Origin of the sequence: Pseudomonas sp. fls2-241-R2A-110 (assembly GCF_030209165.1) — a bacterium.
GTDB lineage: Bacteria > Pseudomonadota > Gammaproteobacteria > Pseudomonadales > Pseudomonadaceae > Aquipseudomonas.
The window spans coordinates 1-18194 of record NZ_JARVSN010000017.1; the positions used below are offsets into that span (position 1 = coordinate 1).

Consider the following 18194-nt stretch of genomic DNA (forward strand, 5'->3'; position numbering starts at 1 on the left):
TCAAGATTAAATTCCGAAACCCCTATCTGCGTATGCAGGTAGGGGTTTTGTTTTGTCCGCAGAAAATCTGTCCGCCAGGGTTTCTATGCAACGGCTCAGGGCATGGCTATCATGCGGGCCTCATTCTGAGGCGAGACTTGCATGCTGACGTTGTTAAAGCTTCTTAAAGATGGCCGATTCCATTCGGGTCAGGACCTCGGCGTCGCCTTGGGTGTTAGTCGTAGTGCTGTCTGGAAGCAGCTTCAGCATCTCGAGGCTGAGCTTGGATTATCTATCCATAAGGTGCGTGGTCGCGGGTATCAGTTGGCTGCGCCACTGACATTGCTCGATTCGGCCGATATAAAAGCCCACGCGGCCGAATGTGATTGGCCCGTACTCATCCTCGATTCAGTTGACTCCACCAATGCTGAGGCGTTGCGTGCTGTTGAGCGTGGTCAGGCTGCACCATTTTTAGTGCTTGCCGAGAGGCAGACTGCAGGGCGGGGTAGGCGTGGGCGCAAGTGGGCAAGTCCTTTCGCGGAAAACATCTACTACAGCCTGGTATTGCGCATTGAGGGTGGAATGCGGCAGCTGGAAGGTTTGAGCCTTGTTGTCGGGCTTGCTGTGATGCAGACCCTGAGGGCGCTTGGCGTTTCGGGTGCAGGTCTGAAATGGCCTAACGATGTTTTGGTTGGTCAGAAAAAAATCGCCGGAGTATTGCTCGAGTTGGTGGGTGATCCTGCTGACGTGTGTCATGTGGTGTTAGGTGTTGGAATTAATGTGAATATGCAGATGACCGATGAGGTTGATCAGCAATGGACATCCATGCGGCTTGAAACGGGCAAGGTGTTCGATCGCAATCACCTGGTTGCGGAGTTGGGGGTGATGCTCCGGGCATATTTAGCTCGCCATCAGCAGGGCGGTTTTTCAGCCATACATGCTGAGTGGGAGCAGGGTCATATTTGGCAGGGCCGGGCGGTGTCATTAATTGCCGGCGTGAACCGGATAGATGGTGAGGTGCTGGGTATCGACAGTCGGGGTGCCTTGCGTCTGAAGGTGGACGGTATGGAAAAAGTCTTTAGTGGTGGTGAGCTCAGTCTGAGGTTGCGTGATGATTCTTGAGCTTGACTGCGGTAACAGTTTTATTAAGTGGCGTGTGCTCGGTGCAGATGCCAGGCAGGTGATTGGCGAAGGTATTGTCGACTCCGATCTTGCATTGCTCGAAGGCCTGAAGGGACTTGAGGGGCTTTCTCTCGCCCATTGCCGACTGGTCAGCGTGAGAACTGCAGAAGAAACCGAAGCCTTGATATCTCTGCTGGAGGGCGCTTTCGGTGTTTCCGTAATGTGCGCCGCGCCGGCTAGAGAGATGGCAGGGGTGCGCAACGGTTATGAGGATTTCGAGCGACTGGGGCTGGATCGCTGGCTTGCAATGCTTGGTGGCTTCCATTTGGCCTCGGGGCCATGTCTAGTACTCGATTTTGGCACGGCTGTTACTGCTGACTTCATCGCTGGGGATGGCGGGCATCTCGGAGGATTTATCTGTCCGGGGATGCCATTGATGCGCAACCAGCTCCGCACACACACGCGGCGGATTCGCTATGGTGATCTTGCCGCCGAGCGAGCGCTGGAAAGTCTCGTTCCTGGTCGTACGACCGTCGAGGCGGTCGAGAGGGGATGCTCATTGATGCTGAGAGGGTTTGTCCTGACTCAGTTGGAGTTGGCAAGTCGTTATTGGGGTGAGAATTATTCTGTGTTTCTCACGGGTGGAGATGCGGGGCTGGTCTCCGAGATTGTGCCTGAGGCCAAGGTGGTTCCGGATCTGGTGTTTGTAGGATTGGCTATGGCGTGTCCCTTGTCCTGAGGTTTCTATGCGTTGGTTGTTTTTGCTGCTGCTCGTACTAAATGTCTTCTATTACATCTGGCATCAACAAGAGGCTCCGTTGCGCGCGAAGGACGTGACGCCTTTGAGCTTGTACAGAGGAGCACAGCAAGACATTCGATTGTTGAGCGAGGCGAATGATACGACGCGTGAGAAGGCTAAATCAGTGGTTATAGACGGCAGCTGTCTCTATTTGGGAGGTTTTGCACGCCAGGAAACCGCTCAGATTGCAGAGAAGCGTTTGGCTGGTATGGATGTGAAGTTTCAGTCCTTGCCGAAAGACTCCGCGGACTCTGTCGGTTATTGGGTGCGGATAGCCCCTGAAAGCCGGCGTTTTCTGGAAGACTCGCAGCTACAAAACCTTTCCAAAGAATTCAATGAGTTAAAACATAAAATAATGCCCTGCGAGGGGGTTGCACCCGCTGAATAGTTTGCATAGAATGGCGCCCGCTTCGCAGTGAAGACCTTTAACGGTAAGCAGTGTGAAGCGAGGTCAACGCAGCTAACCTCAGGTTTTTAATGAGAAAATGCTTGACAGAAGGCTGGCATGATATAGAATGCCGGCTCGCTTAGGAGGGGTTCCCGAGCGGCCAAAGGGATCAGACTGTAAATCTGACGTCTACGACTTCGAAGGTTCGAATCCTTCCCCCTCCACCATTTTTAGCGAGAGCTGCAAGCCTCGCGGGTATAGTTTAGTGGTAGAACCTCAGCCTTCCAAGCTGATGATGCGGGTTCGATTCCCGCTACCCGCTCCAAGTTTGCAGGTTTTGCACAGTGTTACGCTCTTGTAGCTCAGTTGGTAGAGCACACCCTTGGTAAGGGTGAGGTCAGCGGTTCAAATCCGCTCAAGAGCTCCATATAACAAGGCAGATATGAAAATATCTGCCTTTGTTTTAATGGTTGCGGTCGCGTCTTGTTGTTTTTTTTCAGGGCGATCGAGCGGGTGGTTTTGGTGCTGAAGTCAAAGCTGCTGAGTAAATTGTTGTAATGTCTTTTTCGGGCCGGCATAATGGTCGGCCTGATTTTGTTTTAGGTCAGTAGCTCAATTGGCAGAGCGACGGTCTCCAAAACCGTAGGTTGGGGGTTCGATTCCCTCCTGACCTGCCAGATTCACTTGGTGTGTCTGGCTTTCTTTTCACAGGATCTTCATAGATGACTCCTAAAGCTGAAGTTCAAGGCTCTCGCTTCGATCTGCTCAAGTGGCTTGTGGTAGTCGCTTTGGTGGTTGTTGGCGTTGTTGGTAATCAGTATTACTCTGCTTCGCCTATCCTGTATCGCGTACTTGCATTGCTCGCCATTGCTGCTGTAGCTGCCTTTGTAGGCCTGCAGACAGTCAAGGGCAAGTCTTTCTTTGTACTGGTTAAGGAAGCTCGCACCGAAATTCGTAAAGTCGTATGGCCAACTCGCCAAGAAACCACGCAGACCACGCTGATTGTTGTGGCTGTCGTTCTGGTTATGGCGTTGCTGTTGTGGGGGCTTGATTCCCTGCTCGGCTGGCTTGTTTCCTTGATTGTCGGCTAAGGGTGTCCCGTGGCTAAGCGTTGGTACGTTGTGCATGCTTACTCCGGTTACGAGAAGCATGTAATGCGCTCGTTGGTAGAGCGCGTAAAGCTGGCTGGCATGGAAGATGGCTTTGGCGAAATTCTGGTTCCCACTGAAGAAGTGGTTGAAATGCGTAATGGCCAGAAACGCAAAAGCGAGCGCAAGTTCTTCCCAGGTTACGTGCTGGTTCAGATGGACATGAATGAGGGTACTTGGCACTTGGTCAAGGACACCCCTCGGGTGATGGGTTTTATCGGCGGTACCGCTGATAAGCCTGCACCGATCACTGATAAAGAAGCAGAAGCGATTTTGCGTCGCGTTGCTGATGGTAGCGACAAGCCGAAGCCGAAGACATTGTTCGAGCCGGGTGAGTCGGTACGCGTCAATGACGGACCGTTTGCCGATTTTACCGGCACGGTTGAAGAGGTTAACTACGAAAAGAGCCGGATCCAAGTGGCAGTGCTCATTTTCGGTCGCTCTACTCCGGTAGAGTTAGAGTTCAGTCAGGTCGAAAAGGTCTAGCTGAGCAAGCATCCCAACCCCGCAGCCCTAGGCTGTGGGGTTTTGTCGTCACTGGGATAAACGCGCAAGTAACCGGGGAGCCTTTCGAGGCGTTCGAACCCGTAATTGGAGTGCCTCATGGCCAAGAAAATTACCGCTTACATCAAGCTGCAAGTGAAGGCCGCTCAGGCTAACCCAAGCCCACCTGTTGGTCCTGCTTTGGGTCAGCACGGCGTGAACATCATGGAATTCTGCAAGGCTTTCAACGCCCGTACTCAGGGTATTGAACCAGGTCTGCCGACTCCAGTGATCATCACTGTTTATAGCGACCGTAGCTTCACTTTCGAAACCAAGTCCACGCCTGCTTCGGTTCTGCTGAAGAAGGCTGCTGGTCTGACTAGCGGTTCCGCTCGTCCGAACACCGTTAAGGTTGGCACCGTGACTCGTGCTCAGCTGGAAGAAATCGCGAAAACCAAAAACGCGGATCTGACTGCAGCTGATATGGATGCAGCCGTGCGTACTATCGCCGGTTCTGCTCGTAGCATGGGCCTTAACGTGGAGGGTGTGTAATGGCTAAGTTGACCAAGCGTCAAAAGGCTATCGCCGGCAAAATCGAAGCAGGCAAGTCCTACAACTTTGTAGATGCTGCTGCTCTGCTGGCTGAGCTGTCGACTGTCAAGTTCAGCGAGTCGTTCGACGTTGCTGTGAACCTGGGTGTTGACCCGCGTAAATCCGACCAGGTCGTTCGTAGCGCTACTGTGCTGCCACACGGCACTGGCAAGACTGTTCGCGTTGCTGTGTTCACCCAAGGTCCAGCTGCTGAGGCCGCTCTGGCTGCCGGCGCTGACCGTGTAGGTATGGACGACCTGGCTGCCGAAATGAAAGGCGGCGACCTGAACTATGACGTAGTTATCGCATCCCCGGATGCAATGCGCGTTGTGGGTCAGTTGGGTCAGATCCTCGGTCCTCGCGGCCTGATGCCTAACCCTAAAGTCGGCACCGTAACGCCAGACGTAGCTACCGCGGTTAAAAACGCCAAGGCTGGTCAGGTTCGTTATCGCACCGACAAAAACGGCATCATTCACACCTCCGTTGGCAAAGTCGGCTTTGATGCCGTCAAGCTGAAGGAAAACGTTGAAGCCCTGATCGCTGATCTGAAGCGTATCAAGCCAGCTTCCTCGAAAGGTATTTACGTCAAGCGCGTTACCCTGAGCACCACCATGGGTCCAGGCCTGGTCATCGACCAAGGTTCGCTCGACGCTTAAGACACAGATTGGCGCAAGCAATTGCGCCAGTTGAAAGATTGGGGTCCCTGCCTGGCGGGGGCTATCCAAGACCGTAGGCGACGCAAGTCTTAAACCTCAAGCCTACGCAGATGGTGCTCCCGGTTCCTTACCGAATCAGACACCAAAACGACATCCGGCTCCGGCCAGATGAAACGGTAACAAGCAGGAGTTAAACCCGTGGCAATTAATCTCGAAGACAAGAAGGCCATCGTCGCTGAAGTCAACGAGGCTGCCAAAGTTGCCCTGTCCGCTGTTGTGGCTGATGCCCGCGGTGTGACAGTAGGCGCAATGACCGGACTCCGTAAAGAGGCTCGTGAAGCTGGCGTATACGTACGTGTTGTACGTAACACCCTGCTCAAGCGCGCTGTTGCGGACACTGAATACAGTGTCCTCAACGACGTGTTCACCGGCCCGACTCTGATCGCGTTCTCCAAAGATCATCCAGGCGCTGCTGCCCGTTTGTTCAAGGAATTCGCCAAGAGTCAGGATAAGTTCGAGATCAAGGCAGCTGCGTTCGAGGGCAAGTTCCTCGCAGCTAACCAAATCGACGTACTGGCAACACTGCCGACCCGTGACGAAGCTATTTCTCAGCTGATGAGCGTGATTCAAGGCGCTACCAGCAAGTTGGCTCGTACTCTGGCTGCAGTTCGCGAGCAAAAAGAAGCTGCTGCAGCCTAAGGCTGAGCAACTCCTTTCGCGTATTTTTGTTTATTTCGATGGCCGCGTAGGCCGTCCCCCAATTCAGGAAATACAGTAATGTCTATCTCCCAAGAAGATATCCTCAACGCCGTAGCTGAAATGTCGGTTCTGCAGGTTGTTGAGCTGATCAAAGCTTTCGAAGAAAAATTCGGCGTTTCCGCTGCTGCTGCATCGGCTGGTCCAGCTGCTGCTGCTGCCGTTGTTGAAGAGCAAACCGAATTCAACGTCATGCTGCTGGAAGCTGGCGAGAAGAAAGTTAACGTGATCAAGGCAGTACGTGAACTGACCGGTCTGGGCCTGAAAGAAGCCAAGGCTGTAGTTGACGGCGCTCCTGCCATGGTTCTGGAAGCCGTTTCGAAAGATGCCGGTGACAAAGCCAAAGCTACTCTGGAAGAAGCAGGCGCTAAAGTCGAGCTGAAGTAAGCATCGACTTTGCTCCTCCAGCCCGAGCGTTAAGCGAAAGGCTGATGGCTGGTGGCTCTTGCCACCGGCCTTTTTCCGTTATTGGCAACCGACTGGGTCGGTGCTGATAGCGAGCTGTAACCACCCGATGCGGTGGCGCAAACCATGGGGTTTGCACGATTTTCTGGCTGCTCCCGTCGGGAGGGGCCAAACAAGCAGGTGACCAAGCTGGGGAACGCTGATGGCTTACTCATATACTGAGAAAAAACGTATCCGCAAGGACTTTAGCAAGTTGCCGGACGTCATGGATGTGCCGTACCTCCTGGCCATCCAGCTGGATTCGTATCGTGAATTCTTGCAAGCGGGAGCGACTAAAGATCAGTTCCGCGACGTGGGCCTGCATGCGGCCTTCAAATCCGTTTTCCCGATCATCAGCTACTCCGGCAATGCTGCGCTGGAGTACGTCGGTTATCGCCTGGGCGAGCCGGCATTTGATGTCAAAGAATGCGTATTGCGCGGTGTAACTTACGCCGTACCTTTGCGGGTAAAAGTGCGCCTGATCATTTTCGACAAAGAATCGTCGAACAAAGCGATCAAGGACATTAAAGAGCAAGAAGTCTACATGGGTGAAATCCCCCTGATGACTGAGAACGGTACCTTCGTAATCAACGGTACCGAGCGTGTAATCGTTTCCCAGCTGCACCGTTCCCCGGGCGTGTTCTTCGACCACGACCGTGGCAAGACGCACAGCTCCGGCAAACTGCTGTACTCCGCGCGCATCATTCCTTACCGCGGTTCGTGGCTGGACTTCGAGTTCGACCCGAAAGACTGCGTATTCGTGCGTATCGACCGTCGTCGCAAGCTGCCTGCATCGGTACTGCTGCGCGCGCTCGGCTATACCACTGAAGAAGTGCTCGACGCGTTCTACACCACCAACGTTTTCCACCTGAGCGGCGAAACCCTCAGTCTGGAACTGATTGCTTCGCGTCTGCGTGGTGAAATCGCTGTACTTGATATTCAGGACGAGAAAGGCAAGGTCATCGTTGAGGCTGGTCGCCGTATTACTGCGCGCCACATCAACCAGATCGAAAAAGCCGGTCTCAAGACCCTGGAAGTGCCTCTGGACTACGTCCTGGGTCGCACTACCGCCAAGGCCATCGTGCATCCGGCAACCGGCGAAATCCTGGCAGAGTGCAACACCGAGCTGAACACCGAGATCCTGGCCAAAATCGCCAAGGCCCAGGTTGTTCGCATCGAAACTCTGTACACCAACGATATCGACTGCGGTCCGTTCGTCTCCGACACCCTGAAGATCGACTCCACCAGCAACCAATTGGAAGCGCTGGTCGAGATCTATCGCATGATGCGTCCAGGCGAGCCGCCAACCAAAGACGCTGCCGAGACTCTGTTCAACAACCTGTTCTTCAGCCCTGAGCGCTATGACCTGTCTGCGGTCGGCCGGATGAAGTTCAACCGTCGTATCGGTCGTACCGAGATCGAAGGTTCGGGCGTGTTGTGCAAAGAAGACATCGTCGCGGTTCTGAAGACTCTGGTCGACATCCGTAACGGCAAAGGCATCGTCGATGACATCGACCACTTGGGTAACCGTCGTGTTCGCTGCGTAGGCGAAATGGCCGAGAACCAGTTCCGCGTTGGCCTGGTGCGTGTTGAGCGTGCGGTCAAAGAGCGTCTGTCGATGGCCGAAAGCGAAGGCCTGATGCCGCAAGACCTGATCAACGCCAAGCCAGTGGCTGCGGCGGTGAAAGAGTTCTTCGGTTCCAGCCAGCTTTCCCAGTTCATGGACCAGAACAACCCGCTGTCCGAGATCACCCACAAGCGTCGTGTGTCTGCACTCGGCCCTGGCGGTTTGACTCGTGAACGTGCCGGCTTTGAAGTTCGTGACGTACACCCGACTCACTACGGTCGTGTATGCCCGATTGAAACGCCGGAAGGTCCGAACATCGGTCTGATCAACTCCCTGGCTGCCTATGCGCGCACCAACCAGTACGGTTTCCTCGAGAGCCCGTACCGCGTGGTGAAAGACGCTCTGGTCACCGACGAGATCGTATTCCTGTCCGCTATCGAAGAAGCTGATCACGTGATCGCTCAGGCTTCGGCCACGATGAACGACAAGAAAGTCCTGATCGACGAACTGGTAGCTGTTCGTCACTTGAACGAGTTCACCGTCAAGGCGCCGGAAGACGTCACCTTGATGGACGTATCGCCCAAGCAGGTAGTTTCGGTTGCAGCGTCGCTGATCCCGTTCCTCGAGCACGATGACGCCAACCGTGCGTTGATGGGTTCGAACATGCAGCGTCAAGCTGTACCAACCCTGCGCGCTGACAAGCCGCTGGTCGGTACCGGCATGGAGCGTAACGTAGCCCGTGACTCCGGCGTTTGCGTCGTGGCTCGTCGTGGTGGCGTTATCGATTCCGTCGACGCTAGCCGTATCGTGGTTCGTGTTGCAGATGACGAAGTTGAAACCGGCGAAGCTGGTGTCGACATCTACAACCTGACCAAGTACACCCGCTCCAACCAGAACACTTGCATCAACCAGCGTCCGCTGGTGCGTAAAGGTGATCGGGTTCAGCGCAGCGACATCATGGCTGACGGTCCGTCCACCGATATGGGTGAACTGGCTCTGGGTCAGAACATGCGCATCGCGTTCATGGCATGGAACGGCTTCAACTTCGAAGACTCCATCTGCCTGTCCGAGCGTGTGGTTCAGGAAGATCGCTTCACCACGATCCACATCCAGGAACTGACCTGTGTGGCGCGTGACACCAAGCTTGGGCCAGAGGAAATCACTGCAGACATCCCGAACGTGGGTGAAGCTGCACTGAACAAGCTGGACGAAGCCGGTATCGTTTATGTAGGTGCTGAAGTAGGCGCAGGTGACATTCTGGTAGGTAAGGTCACTCCGAAAGGCGAGACCCAGCTGACTCCGGAAGAAAAACTGCTGCGTGCCATCTTCGGTGAAAAAGCCAGCGACGTTAAAGACACCTCCCTGCGTGTGCCTACCGGCACCAAGGGTACCGTCATCGACGTACAGGTCTTCACCCGCGACGGCGTTGAGCGTGATGCTCGTGCACTGTCGATCGAGAAGACTCAACTCGACGAGATCCGCAAGGACCTGAACGAAGAGTTCCGTATCGTTGAAGGCGCAACTTTCGAACGTCTGCGTTCCGCTCTGGTCGGCCACAAAGCCGAAGGCGGCGCCGGTCTGAAGAAAGGTCAGGACATCACCGACGAAGTTCTCGACGGTCTTGAGCATGGTCAGTGGTTCAAACTGCGCATGGCTGAAGATGCTCTGAACGAGCAGCTTGAGAAGGCCCAGGCCTACATCGTTGATCGCCGCCGTCTGCTGGACGACAAGTTCGAAGACAAGAAGCGCAAACTGCAGCAGGGCGATGACCTGGCTCCAGGCGTGCTGAAAATCGTCAAGGTTTACCTGGCAATCCGTCGCCGCATCCAGCCGGGCGACAAGATGGCCGGTCGTCACGGTAACAAAGGTGTGGTCTCCGTGATCATGCCGGTTGAAGACATGCCGCACGATGCCAATGGCACCCCGGTCGACGTCGTCCTCAACCCGTTGGGCGTACCTTCGCGTATGAACGTTGGTCAGATCCTTGAAACCCACCTCGGCCTCGCGGCTAAAGGTCTGGGCGAGAAGATCAACCGGATGATCGAAGAGCAGCGCAAAGTGGCTGAGCTTCGTAAATTCCTCGACGAGATCTACAACCAGATCGGCGGTCGTAACGAAGATCTGGATAGCTTCTCCGACCAGGAAATCCTGGATCTGGCGAAGAACCTGCGTGGCGGCGTTCCAATGGCCACTCCAGTGTTCGACGGTGCGAAGGAAAGCGAAATCAAGGCCATGCTGAAACTGGCAGACCTGCCGGAAAGCGGCCAGATGCAGCTGACTGACGGTCGTACCGGCAACAAGTTCGAGCGCCCGGTAACTGTTGGCTACATGTACATGCTGAAGCTGAACCACTTGGTAGACGACAAGATGCACGCTCGTTCTACCGGTTCGTACAGCCTGGTTACCCAGCAGCCGCTGGGTGGTAAGGCACAGTTCGGTGGTCAGCGTTTCGGGGAGATGGAGGTCTGGGCACTGGAAGCATACGGTGCTGCTTACACTCTGCAAGAAATGCTCACAGTGAAGTCGGACGATGTGAACGGCCGTACCAAGATGTACAAAAACATCGTGGATGGCGATCACCGTATGGAGCCGGGCATGCCCGAGTCCTTCAACGTGTTGATCAAGGAAATTCGTTCCCTCGGCATCGATATCGATCTGGAAACCGAATAACACGTGACGCGAATCGAGAGCGGGGCAGGATTGCCCGCTCTCTGCTCCGCCAGGAGGAAAGGCCTTGAAAGACCTACTGAATTTGCTGAAAAACCAGGGTCAAGTCGAAGAGTTCGACGCCATCCGTATTGGATTGGCATCGCCTGAGATGATCCGTTCGTGGTCGTTCGGTGAAGTTAAAAAGCCGGAAACCATTAACTACCGTACGTTCAAACCAGAACGTGACGGCCTGTTCTGCGCCAAGATCTTTGGCCCGGTAAAGGATTACGAGTGCCTGTGCGGTAAGTACAAGCGCTTGAAGCACCGTGGTGTCATCTGCGAGAAGTGCGGCGTTGAAGTCGCGCTGGCTAAAGTTCGTCGTGAGCGCATGGCGCACATCGAGCTGGCCTCGCCGGTTGCCCACATCTGGTTCCTGAAATCGCTGCCGTCCCGTATCGGCTTGCTGATGGACATGACCCTGCGTGATATCGAACGCGTTCTCTACTTCGAGAGCTATGTCGTTATCGATCCAGGCATGACCACCCTTGAGAAAGGTCAGCTGCTCAATGACGAGCAGTACTTCGAAGCGCTGGAAGAGTTCGGCGACGATTTCGATGCCCGCATGGGTGCCGAAGCTGTTCGCGAACTGCTGCACGCTATCGACCTGGAACACGAGATTGGCCGTCTGCGTGAAGAAATTCCGCAAACCAACTCCGAAACCAAAATCAAGAAGCTGTCCAAGCGTCTGAAGTTGATGGAAGCCTTCCAGGGTTCCGGCAACCTTCCAGAATGGATGGTGCTGACCGTTCTGCCGGTTCTGCCGCCAGATCTGCGTCCACTGGTCCCGCTGGATGGCGGTCGCTTCGCGACTTCCGACCTCAACGATCTGTATCGTCGAGTGATCAACCGTAACAACCGCTTGAAGCGCCTGCTTGATCTGTCCGCTCCGGACATCATCGTGCGCAACGAAAAGCGTATGTTGCAGGAAGCCGTCGATGCACTGCTCGACAACGGTCGTCGTGGCCGCGCTATCACTGGTTCCAACAAGCGTCCTCTGAAATCCCTGGCTGACATGATCAAGGGTAAGCAAGGTCGTTTCCGTCAGAACTTGCTCGGTAAGCGTGTTGACTACTCCGGTCGTTCGGTAATTACCGTAGGTCCGACCCTGCGTCTGCACCAGTGCGGTCTGCCGAAGAAGATGGCTCTCGAGCTGTTCAAGCCGTTCATTTTCGGCAAGCTGGAAATGCGCGGTCTCGCGACCACCATCAAAGCTGCCAAGAAAATGGTTGAGCGCGAACTGCCAGAGGTTTGGGACGTTCTCGCTGAAGTGATCCGTGAACACCCGGTTCTCCTCAACCGTGCACCGACCCTTCACCGTCTGGGTATCCAGGCGTTTGAACCGGTACTGATCGAAGGTAAGGCTATCCAGCTGCACCCTCTGGTCTGTGCTGCGTACAACGCCGACTTCGACGGCGACCAAATGGCCGTGCACGTACCGCTGACACTGGAAGCCCAGTTGGAAGCGCGTGCGTTGATGATGTCGACCAACAACATTCTGTCGCCAGCCAACGGTGAGCCAATCATCGTTCCGTCGCAGGACGTTGTATTGGGTCTGTATTATATGACTCGTGAAGCGATCAACGCCAAAGGCGAAGGTCGTGTATTCGCGGATCTGCAAGAAGTTGACCGTGTGTTCCGTGCCGGCGAAGCCGCACTGCACGCCAAGGTTAAAGTGCGGATCAACGAAACTGTCAACGATCGTGATGGCGGCAGCGTCAAGAACACCCGTATCGTCGACACCACTGTCGGCCGTGCGCTGTTGTTCCAGGTTGTTCCACCTGGCCTGTCGTACGACGTCGTCAACCAGCCGATGAAGAAAAAGGCGATCTCCAAGCTGATCAACCAGTGCTACCGCGTGGTTGGTTTGAAAGAGACCGTGATCTTCGCTGACCAGTTGATGTACACCGGTTTTGCCTACTCGACCATTTCCGGCGTTTCCATCGGTGTTAACGACTTCGTTATCCCGGATGAAAAAGCCCGCATCATCGGTGCTGCTACCGATGAAGTGAAAGAGATCGAAAGTCAGTACGCCTCCGGCCTGGTAACCCAGGGCGAGAAGTACAACAAAGTGATCGACCTTTGGTCCAAGGCGAACGACGAAGTTTCCAAGGCGATGATGGCCAACCTCTCGAAAGAGAAAGTCATCGACCGTCATGGCGTCGAAGTCGACCAAGAGTCCTTCAACTCGATGTACATGATGGCCGACTCGGGCGCACGGGGTTCTGCTGCGCAGATCCGTCAGCTCGCCGGTATGCGTGGCCTGATGGCCAAGCCGGACGGTTCCATCATCGAAACGCCGATTACTGCGAACTTCCGTGAAGGTTTGAGCGTACTTCAGTACTTCATCTCCACTCACGGTGCTCGTAAAGGTTTGGCGGATACCGCGTTGAAAACTGCGAACTCCGGTTACCTGACTCGTCGTCTGGTAGACGTGGCGCAGGATCTGGTTGTGACCGAGATCGATTGCGGCACCGAGCATGGCCTGGTAATGACTCCGCACATTGAAGGCGGTGACGTTGTTGAGCCGCTGGGTGAGCGCGTATTGGGTCGTGTCATTGCCCGTGACGTGTTCAAGCCAGGTACCGAAGAAATCATCGTTCCTGCCGGTACTCTGGTAGACGAGAAGTGGGTCGAGTTCATCGAGCTGAACAGCATCGATGAAGTGATCGTGCGTTCGCCGATCAGCTGCGAAACCCGCTACGGCATTTGCGCCAAGTGCTACGGCCGTGACTTGGCTCGTGGTCACCAGGTGAACATCGGTGAAGCGGTCGGCGTTATCGCTGCCCAGTCCATCGGTGAGCCGGGTACCCAGCTGACCATGCGTACGTTCCACATCGGTGGTGCGGCAAGCCGGACTTCCGCAGCCGACAGCGTTCAGGTGAAGAACGGCGGTACCGTCCGTCTGCATAACCTGAAGCACGTTGAGCGAGTGGATGGTTGCCTGGTTGCGGTGTCTCGTTCTGGTGAGCTGGCAATCGCTGATGACTTCGGTCGTGAGCGTGAGCGTTACAAGCTGCCGTACGGTGCTGTGATTTCGGTTAAAGAAGGTGACAAGGTCGACGCTGGCGCAATCGTGGCCAAGTGGGATCCGCACACTCACCCAATCGTTACCGAAATGAAAGGTACCGTGACCTACGTGGGCATGGAAGAAGGCATCACGATCAAACGTCAGACTGACGAATTGACCGGTATGACCAACATTGAAGTACTCGACGCCAAAGACCGTCCAGCTGCCGGTAAAGATATCCGTCCTGCTGTGAAGATGGTTGATGACAACGGCAAGGATCTCTTGCTGCCGGGTACTGACGTAATTGCTCAGTACTTCCTGCCTGCCAACGCCCTTGTCGGTGTGGCGGACGGTGCGAAAATCGCGATCGGTGATGTTATCGCTCGTATTCCGCAAGAGACTTCGAAGACCCGTGACATCACCGGTGGTCTGCCGCGTGTTGCCGACTTGTTCGAAGCTCGTCGTCCGAAAGAAGCCTCGATTCTGGCTGAAGTCAGCGGCACAATCGCGTTCGGTAAAGAGACCAAAGGCAAGCGCCGTCTGGTTATCACCCCGAACGACGGTAGCGATCCGTACGAAGAGCTGATTCCGAAGTGGCGTCACCTGAACGTCTTCGAAGGCGAACAGGTAAACCGCGGCGAAGTTATCTCCGACGGCCCGAGCGATCCACACGACATCCTGCGTCTGCTGGGTGTAAGTGCGCTGGCCAAGTACATCGTGAACGAGATCCAGGACGTTTATCGTCTGCAAGGCGTGAAGATCAACGATAAGCACATCGAGACCATCTTGCGTCAGATGCTGCGTAAAGTTGAAATCGCTGAATCCGGCGATTCCAGTTTCATCAAGGGCGACCAGATGGAATTGACTCACGTTCTGGTAGAGAACGAGCGTCTGGCTGGCGACGAGAAATTCGTTTCCAAGTTCACTCGTGTGTTGCTGGGTATCACCAAGGCGTCGTTGTCCACCGAATCGTTCATCTCGGCGGCTTCCTTCCAGGAAACCACTCGTGTACTGACCGAAGCGGCGGTAACCGGCAAGCGCGATTACCTGCGCGGCCTGAAAGAAAACGTGGTCGTGGGTCGTTTGATCCCGGCAGGTACCGGTCTGGCTTATCACAGTGAGCGCAAGCGTCGCCGTGATGCTGACAAACCGTTGCGCGTAAGCGCCAGTGAAGTGGAAGCTGCACTGACCGAAGCGCTGAACTCGAGCGGTAACTGAGTTCTGCGGTAAATGAGTGTGAGGCCCTGATCATCCCGTTCATCGAATCGCGACAATTTGTCGAGGTTGGATGAGTGGGGAGTTCGGGGCCTTGCCTTGACTGGGGGCAAGATCCTCTTTAGACTCTTGTACCCCTAAATTTGGCGGGAATTCGTTCCTGCCATTTTGCTTTTCTTGCAAGACAATAGCGTCGCAAGACAACAGTGGAGCTAGTAGATGGCAACTATCAACCAGCTGGTACGTCAGCCGCGTAAGCGTATCGTCGAGAAATCCGACGTGCCTGCGCTGCAGAACTGCCCGCAACGTCGTGGCGTATGCACCCGTGTGTATACCACCACGCCGAAAAAACCTAACTCGGCACTGCGTAAAGTATGCCGTGTGCGTCTGACCAACGGTTTCGAGGTTTCCTCGTACATCGGCGGTGAAGGCCACAACCTGCAAGAGCACAGCGTGGTACTGATCCGCGGCGGTCGTGTAAAAGACTTGCCAGGTGTTCGTTACCACACCGTTCGCGGTTCGTTGGATACTTCCGGTGTTAAAGGTCGTAACCAGGGTCGTTCGAAGTACGGTACCAAGAAGCCTAAGTAGTAGCGGCTTTTTGTAAAAACTGATTTTCTATTTTTCTGAGTCGATAAGAGTAAGGTCGGAGGCGTCCCGAAAGGGCACCGATTCCGAGCGAACCTGAAGACCGTTTGAGGGCTTATCCATGCCAAGAAGACGCGTAGCAGCCAAGCGCGAAGTGCTTGACGATCCAAAATACGGAAGCCAAATCCTGGCCAAGTTCATGAACCACGTGATGGAAAGCGGCAAGAAAGCCGTTGCCGAGCGTATCGTTTATGGCGCGCTGGAAAAGGTTAAAGAACGCAAGAACAGCGACCCCCTGGAAATCTTCGAGAAAGCTCTCGACGCCATCGCTCCGCTGGTCGAAGTAAAGTCGCGCCGTGTAGGCGGTGCTACTTACCAGGTTCCGGTTGAAGTTCGTCCGTCCCGTCGTAACGCTCTGGCAATGCGCTGGTTGGTAGACTTCGCCCGTAAGCGCGGCGAGAAGTCTATGGCTCTGCGTTTGGCTGGCGAACTGTTGGACGCTGCCGAAGGTAAGGGTGCTGCAGTTAAGAAGCGTGAAGACGTGCACCGTATGGCTGAAGCCAACAAGGCTTTCTCGCACTACCGCTTCTAATTTTAGCGTCACTAATTTTGCGAGGGCTTTATGGCTCGTACAACACCGATTAATCGCTACCGTAACATCGGTATCGTTGCTCACGTGGATGCTGGTAAAACCACCACCACCGAGCGCGTCCTTTTTTACACCGGCAAAAGTCACAAAATGGGCGAGGTGCATGACGGCGCCGCGACCACAGACTGGATGGTGCAGGAGCAGGAGCGTGGTATTACCATTACTTCTGCTGCTATCACCGCCTTCTGGCAGGGTTCCGAGAAGCAGCACAAGGACCAATACCGCTTCAACGTCATCGACACCCCGGGCCACGTTGACTTCACTATTGAAGTTGAGCGTTCCCTGCGTGTTCTCGACGGCGCGGTCGTTGTGTTCTGCGGTACCTCGGGTGTTGAGCCTCAGTCGGAAACCGTATGGCGTCAGGCCAACAAGTACGGCGTTCCACGTCTTGTTTACGTAAACAAGATGGACCGTGCTGGTGCGAACTTCCTGCGCGTGATCGGTCAGATCAAGCAGCGTCTGGGTCACACTCCGGTGCCAATCCAGTTGGCTATCGGTTCCGAAGACAACTTCCAGGGTCAGATCGATCTGATGGCTATGGAAGCTGTTTACTGGAATGACTCTGACAAAGGTATGGTTCCAGTTCGCAAGCCTATCCCTGCTGAACTGCAGGAATTGGCTAACGAATGGCGCGGCAACATGATTGAAGCTGCGGCCGAAGCCAGCGAAGAGCTGATGAACAAGTACCTCGAAGGTGAAGAACTCACCAACGCGGAAATCAAGGCCGCTCTGCGTCAGCGTACTATCGCTGGTGAGATCGTTCTGGCTGTTTGCGGTTCTTCCTTCAAGAACAAGGGTGTTCCCCTGGTTCTCGACGCCGTTATCGACTACCTGCCTGCTCCTACCGACATTCCTGCCATCAAGGGTACTGACCCGGATGACGAGACCAAGGAAATGGAGCGTCACGCAGACGACAGCGAGCCGTTCTCGGCTCTGGCGTTCAAGATCGCTACCGACCCATTCGTGGGTACCTTGACCTTTGTTCGAGTTTACTCGGGCGTGTTGGCCTCCGGCGACGGCGTGATCAACTCGGTTAAAGGCAAGAAAGAGCGTGTGGGTCGTATGGTGCAAATGCACGCAAACGCCCGTGAAGAAATCAAGGAAGTGCGCGCTGGTGACATCGCGGCCTTGATTGGCATGAAGGACGTCACCACTGGTGAGACTTTGTGCAACGCTGACAAGCCAATCATCCTGGTTCGCATGGACTTCCCGGAGCCGGTTATTTCGGTTGCCGTAGAGCCTAAGACCAAGGACGACCAGGAAAAAATGGGTATCGCTCTGGGCAAGCTTGCTCAGGAAGATCCATCTTTCCGCGTCAAGACTGATGAAGAGACTGGTCAAACGATCATCTCCGGCATGGGCGAGTTGCACCTGGACATCCTGGTTGACCGGATGCGCCGTGAGTTCAACGTCGAAGCCAACATCGGTAAGCCTCAGGTTTCGTACCGTGAGCGCATCACGAAGAGTTGCGAAATCGAAGGCAAGTTCGTTCGTCAGTCCGGCGGTCGTGGCCAGTTCGGTCATTGCTGGATTCGTTTTGCTCCTGCTGACGAAGGTCAGGAAGGTCTGCAATTCCTGAACGAAGTAGTGGGTGGTGTGGTTCCTAAGGAATACATCCCGGCTATCCAAAAGGGTATCGAAGAGCAGATGAAGAACGGCGTTGTTGCCGGCTATCCGCTGATCGGCCTGAAGGCTACCGTGTTTGATGGTTCTTACCACGACGTCGACTCGAACGAGATGGCGTTTAAGGTGGCTGCTTCCATGGCGACCAAGCAACTGGCCCAGAAGGGCGGTGGTGAGTTGCTCGAGCCGATCATGGCGGTAGAGGTTGTTACACCTGAAGACTATATGGGTGACGTGATGGGCGACCTTAACCGTCGTCGCGGCATGATCCTGGGTATGGAAGATACGGTTTCCGGTAAAGTAATTCGTGCCGAGGTTCCGTTGGGCGAGATGTTCGGTTATGCGACCGACGTTCGTTCCATGTCCCAAGGTCGCGCAAGCTACTCTATGGAATTCAAAAAATACAATACGGCTCCGTCGCACATCGTCGAAACCGTTACCAAAAAACAAGGCTGATTCAGCCCCTTTAG

General features: G+C 54.8%; 14 protein-coding genes and 4 tRNA genes. All 18 read left to right on the forward strand.

What is annotated here, in order from left to right; translation table 11 throughout:
• The first annotated feature begins 141 nt into the window (after positions 1–141).
• Complete coding sequence (birA, locus tag QRN31_RS12585; RefSeq protein ID WP_285432351.1) at positions 142–1101, forward strand: bifunctional biotin--[acetyl-CoA-carboxylase] ligase/biotin operon repressor BirA; 960 nt, start codon at positions 142–144, stop codon at positions 1099–1101.
• Positions 1091–1840, forward strand: coding sequence for a pantothenate kinase (locus QRN31_RS12590; protein WP_285432352.1), 750 nt, complete (start codon positions 1091–1093; stop codon positions 1838–1840). Before birA ends, QRN31_RS12590 begins: the two co-directional genes overlap by 11 nt.
• Positions 1841–1847: 7 nt before the next feature.
• On the forward strand, positions 1848–2288 hold the full coding sequence (locus QRN31_RS12595) for a hypothetical protein (RefSeq protein ID WP_285432354.1): 441 nt from the start codon (positions 1848–1850) through the stop codon (positions 2286–2288).
• A 142-nt stretch (positions 2289–2430) separates the two neighbouring features.
• Positions 2431–2515: transfer RNA gene (locus QRN31_RS12600), tRNA-Tyr, on the forward strand.
• A gap of 24 nt (positions 2516–2539) precedes the next feature.
• Positions 2540–2613 (forward strand) — tRNA-Gly (locus tag QRN31_RS12605).
• Between the two features lie 26 nt (positions 2614–2639).
• A tRNA-Thr gene (locus QRN31_RS12610) sits at positions 2640–2715 on the forward strand.
• Positions 2716–2889: 174 nt separating this feature from the next.
• Positions 2890–2965: transfer RNA gene (locus tag QRN31_RS12615), tRNA-Trp, on the forward strand.
• Positions 2966–3010: 45 nt separating this feature from the next.
• Positions 3011–3379 (forward strand): preprotein translocase subunit SecE, encoded by a 369-nt coding sequence (gene secE, locus QRN31_RS12620; RefSeq protein ID WP_090179217.1) that lies wholly within the window; start codon positions 3011–3013, stop codon positions 3377–3379.
• 9 nt (positions 3380–3388) lie between these two features.
• Complete coding sequence (nusG, locus tag QRN31_RS12625) at positions 3389–3922, forward strand: transcription termination/antitermination protein NusG (RefSeq protein ID WP_007896622.1); 534 nt, start codon at positions 3389–3391, stop codon at positions 3920–3922.
• 117 nt (positions 3923–4039) lie between these two features.
• On the forward strand, positions 4040–4471 hold the full coding sequence (rplK, locus tag QRN31_RS12630) for a 50S ribosomal protein L11 (RefSeq protein WP_003210097.1): 432 nt from the start codon (positions 4040–4042) through the stop codon (positions 4469–4471).
• Positions 4471–5166: a 50S ribosomal protein L1 gene (gene rplA, locus QRN31_RS12635; protein ID WP_007896626.1), complete on the forward strand. Its 696-nt coding sequence runs from the start codon at positions 4471–4473 to the stop codon at positions 5164–5166. Before rplK ends, rplA begins: the two co-directional genes overlap by 1 nt.
• Before the next feature lie 198 nt (positions 5167–5364).
• Complete coding sequence (gene rplJ / locus QRN31_RS12640) at positions 5365–5865, forward strand: 50S ribosomal protein L10 (protein ID WP_060541898.1); 501 nt, start codon at positions 5365–5367, stop codon at positions 5863–5865.
• Between the two features lie 78 nt (positions 5866–5943).
• Entirely contained in the window at positions 5944–6309 is a 366-nt protein-coding gene (rplL, locus tag QRN31_RS12645; RefSeq protein ID WP_007946140.1) for a 50S ribosomal protein L7/L12, read from the forward strand.
• 220 nt (positions 6310–6529) lie between these two features.
• Positions 6530–10603 carry a DNA-directed RNA polymerase subunit beta gene (gene rpoB / locus QRN31_RS12650; protein WP_010467260.1) on the forward strand — a complete coding sequence of 1358 codons (4074 nt, stop codon included), beginning with the start codon at positions 6530–6532 and terminating at the stop codon, positions 10601–10603.
• Between the two features lie 64 nt (positions 10604–10667).
• Entirely contained in the window at positions 10668–14867 is a 4200-nt protein-coding gene (gene rpoC / locus QRN31_RS12655) for a DNA-directed RNA polymerase subunit beta' (protein WP_007896632.1), read from the forward strand.
• 216 nt (positions 14868–15083) lie between these two features.
• Positions 15084–15455: a 30S ribosomal protein S12 gene (gene rpsL / locus QRN31_RS12660; protein WP_002555494.1), complete on the forward strand. Its 372-nt coding sequence runs from the start codon at positions 15084–15086 to the stop codon at positions 15453–15455.
• 118 nt (positions 15456–15573) lie between these two features.
• The gene (gene rpsG / locus QRN31_RS12665; protein WP_002555493.1) at positions 15574–16044 is read left to right on the forward strand and encodes a 30S ribosomal protein S7; all 471 of its coding nucleotides are present in this window, start codon (positions 15574–15576) and stop codon (positions 16042–16044) included.
• 30 nt (positions 16045–16074) lie between these two features.
• Positions 16075–18180, forward strand: a complete 2106-nt coding sequence (fusA, locus tag QRN31_RS12670; RefSeq protein WP_090179220.1) for an elongation factor G — start codon at positions 16075–16077, stop codon at positions 18178–18180.
• Positions 18181–18194: the final 14 nt, after the last annotated feature.

Bases quoted from the DNA above. Each gene is read 5' to 3' on its own strand.
- QRN31_RS12590 (WP_285432352.1), top strand. From the start codon at position 1,091: ATGATTCTTGAGCTTGACTGCGGTAACAGTTTTATTAAGTGGCGTGTG.
- rpsL (WP_002555494.1), top strand. From the start codon at position 15,084: ATGGCAACTATCAACCAGCTGGTACGTCAGCCGCGTAAGCGTATCGTC.
- rpoB (WP_010467260.1), top strand. From the start codon at position 6,530: ATGGCTTACTCATATACTGAGAAAAAACGTATCCGCAAGGACTTTAGC.
- rplA (WP_007896626.1), top strand. From the start codon at position 4,471: ATGGCTAAGTTGACCAAGCGTCAAAAGGCTATCGCCGGCAAAATCGAA.
- birA (WP_285432351.1), top strand. From the start codon at position 142: ATGCTGACGTTGTTAAAGCTTCTTAAAGATGGCCGATTCCATTCGGGT.
- rpsG (WP_002555493.1), top strand. From the start codon at position 15,574: ATGCCAAGAAGACGCGTAGCAGCCAAGCGCGAAGTGCTTGACGATCCA.
- secE (WP_090179217.1), top strand. From the start codon at position 3,011: ATGACTCCTAAAGCTGAAGTTCAAGGCTCTCGCTTCGATCTGCTCAAG.
- QRN31_RS12595 (WP_285432354.1), top strand. From the start codon at position 1,848: ATGCGTTGGTTGTTTTTGCTGCTGCTCGTACTAAATGTCTTCTATTAC.
- rplK (WP_003210097.1), top strand. From the start codon at position 4,040: ATGGCCAAGAAAATTACCGCTTACATCAAGCTGCAAGTGAAGGCCGCT.
- rplL (WP_007946140.1), top strand. From the start codon at position 5,944: ATGTCTATCTCCCAAGAAGATATCCTCAACGCCGTAGCTGAAATGTCG.
- fusA (WP_090179220.1), top strand. From the start codon at position 16,075: ATGGCTCGTACAACACCGATTAATCGCTACCGTAACATCGGTATCGTT.